Annotated in this window: 2 rRNA genes and 1 pseudogene (1 of these 3 only partly in view); all 3 read right to left on the bottom strand. The window is 55.1% G+C overall.

Annotation, left to right across the window (positions count from 1 at the left end):
• Positions 1-1,280, bottom strand: a pseudogene (gene mrdA, locus BLW22_RS35635) (penicillin-binding protein 2); the annotation flags it as partial.
• Between the two features lie 270 nt (positions 1,281-1,550).
• Positions 1,551-1,667: ribosomal RNA gene (gene rrf, locus BLW22_RS30655) — 5S ribosomal RNA — on the bottom strand.
• A gap of 153 nt (positions 1,668-1,820) precedes the next feature.
• Positions 1,821-2,277: ribosomal RNA gene (locus tag BLW22_RS30650) — 23S ribosomal RNA — on the bottom strand (it continues 2,434 nt past the right edge of the window).

The following is a 2,277-nucleotide window of genomic DNA, read 5'->3' as shown; positions in this document are numbered from 1 at the left end:
GATGGCATCAAGCCAGCGGACTCTTCGAACATGTCCAGGGAGACTTTCTGGCCCAGGCCAAACTCCGCCAGGTAGTCGTGCAGACGGTCGATGCCGAGTTTGTGAGCAAGGTCGTAAAAGTAAGTGTCGTTGGAACGCATGATGGCAGCGTCCATGTCTACCCAGCCGTCGCCGCTGTGGTTCCAATTGCGGTATTTGTGGTCAAAGTCGGGGAGCTGGTAGTAACCGGGGTCGAATACACGGGTCTGTGGGTGACGACACCGCTGTCGAGGCCAGCGATGGCCACTTCCGGCTTGATGGTCGAGCCCGGCGCATAGAGCCCCCGGAGGACACGGTTGAAGAGCGGCCGGTCAATGGAGTCGTGCAGGGCGGCATATTCCTTGAAACTGATGCGGTGACGAACAGGTTCGGATCAAAACTCGGCTTACTGACCATGGCCAGTACTTCGCCGGTTTGCGGATCGAGGGCAACCACTGAGCCACGGCGATCACCCAGGGCTTCTTCCGCAGCTTCCTGGAGCTTCACGTCGAGGCTCAGGACGATATTTTTGCCAGGAATCGGGTCGGTGTGCTTGAGCACACGGAGTACGCGGCCTTGGGCATTGGTCTCGACCTCTTCGTAGCCGACATGACCATGCAGTTCGGATTCGTAGAAACGCTCGATACCGGTTTTGCCGATGGACTGCGTGCCACGGTACTCCACCGAGTCGAGGGCTTTGGATTCTTTCTCATTGATCCGCCCCACATAGCCGATGGAGTGGGCAAAATGCGCACCCAGCGGGTAGTGACGGACGAATTGCGGCTCTACATCTACTCCTGGCAGGCGGAACTCATTCACCGCCAGCAATGCGACTTGCTCTTCGGTCAACTCGTAAAACAACGTCACGGGACGAAGGGGTGCCGTGCCTGCTTCAGGGCCTTGTCGAACAACGCACGGTCTTCGACAGGCAGGTGCAGCAAGTTGACGATGGCGTCGAGTTCGCCCTTGAGGTCAGTGGTGCGCTCGCGGGTGATGGTCAGGTTGTAGCTGGGTCGGTTATCGGCCAGCACCACGCCATTACGGTCATAGATAAGGCCGCGCGTCGGAGTGATGGGCAGCACGTGGACGCGGTTGTTTTCAGAAATCGTGGAGTGGTAGTCGAACTGTACGACTTGAAGGAAATACATACGCCCCACCAGGGCACACGTAATGCCTATCACCAACAACGCACAAGCGAGCAGGCGCTTGTTGACCAGGCGGTTTTCTTTTTCGTGATCTTTAATCGGTATCGGTTCAGGCATTTCTACAGCATCTCGTTGAAGAAGGTCGACGCCGCATCCTGCGATGAAAGATCAGTCCTTGGGAAATGTGCTGCACCATACCAAAAATGCAGAAACACTTTGCATTGAATTCCCCAACGGCACTCTGAAGTGAGTTCCCTCTCGACGGGTACGGTGATACGGCAGCTGCCCTTGAAGATACTCAACAGCTCATCCGCCTAGGCGTACCCACTTTTCGAGCGCCCAAAACAAAACCCCACCTGCTTTCGCAAATGGGGTTTCGGAATTTAATCTTGACGATGACCTACTCTCACATGGGGAAACCCCACACTACCATCGGCGATGCATCGTTTCACTGCTGAGTTCGGGATGGGATCAGGTGGTTCCAATGCTCTTATGGTCGTCAAGAAATTCGGGTACTGAGTCGTGGCCAGCTGGCCTCGCTTCAGCAAATTGGGTATGTGAAAGCTGTCGGTGTTTTTGTGAAATCTCGAACTTTCGGTTCATTGCGTCTTCACACACCGCAATCTGGCCTTTCGACGCAAATTGCTTGGGTGTTATATGGTCAAGCCTCACGGGCAATTAGTATTGGTTAGCTCAACGCCTCACAGCGCTTACACACCCAACCTATCAACGTCGTAGTCTTCGACGGCCCTTCAGGGGACTCAAGGTCCCAGTGAGATCTCATCTTGAGGCTAGTTTCCCGCTTAGATGCTTTCAGCGGTTATCTATTCCGAACATAGCTACCCGGCAATGCCACTGGCGTGACAACCGGAACACCAGAGGTTCGTCCACTCCGGTCCTCTCGTACTAGGAGCAGCCCCTCTCAAATCTCAAACGTCCACGGCAGATAGGGACCGAACTGTCTCACGACGTTCTAAACCCAGCTCGCGTACCACTTTAAATGGCGAACAGCCATACCCTTGGGACCGGCTTCAGCCCCAGGATGTGATGAGCCGACATCGAGGTGCCAAACACCGCCGTCGATATGAACTCTTGGCGGTATCAGCCTGTTATC

The sequence above is a fragment of the Pseudomonas marginalis genome, from assembly GCF_900105325.1.
GTDB lineage: Bacteria > Pseudomonadota > Gammaproteobacteria > Pseudomonadales > Pseudomonadaceae > Aquipseudomonas > Aquipseudomonas marginalis.
Note: the sequence above shows the minus strand (reverse complement) of the source record. Positions and strands in the feature narration are given on the sequence as shown.